The organism is Salmonella sp. SAL4457, from assembly GCF_046548235.1.
Classification (GTDB): domain Bacteria; phylum Pseudomonadota; class Gammaproteobacteria; order Enterobacterales; family Enterobacteriaceae; genus Salmonella; species Salmonella enterica.
This window is the reverse complement of record NZ_JBGDZO010000585.1, coordinates 1-267: the sequence shown is the minus strand read 5'-3', so window position 1 is coordinate 267 and position 267 is coordinate 1. Positions and strand designations below refer to the sequence as shown.

Sequence of the window (267 nt, the reverse complement as noted above, 5' to 3'; positions counted from 1 at the left end):
GTGCCACAGTTAGCCTAACTGCTACTGGGCTGCGGGGGCGTTGACGTCCTCCGGCAGTGCCTTACGAGCGGCATCCACAAGAGCGGTGAAGGCAGCAGGATCGGAAACTGCAATTTCTGCGAGGACCTTACGATCCAGATCGATACCAGCAAGACGAAGACCCTGCATGAAGCGGTTATAGGTCATGTCATTCTGGCGAGCAGCAGCATTAATACGTGCAATCCACAGCTTGCGGAAGTCTCCCTTACGGGCACGACGGTCCCGGTA

At 56.6% G+C, this 267-nt stretch carries 1 protein-coding gene; it reads right to left on the bottom strand.

The annotated features are described in order from the left end of the window. Positions 1-21: 21 nt before the first annotated feature. The coding region (gene rplT / locus ACLJNW_RS25550) for a 50S ribosomal protein L20 (protein WP_410961415.1) at positions 22-267 on the bottom strand (246 nt) is incomplete at its 5' end.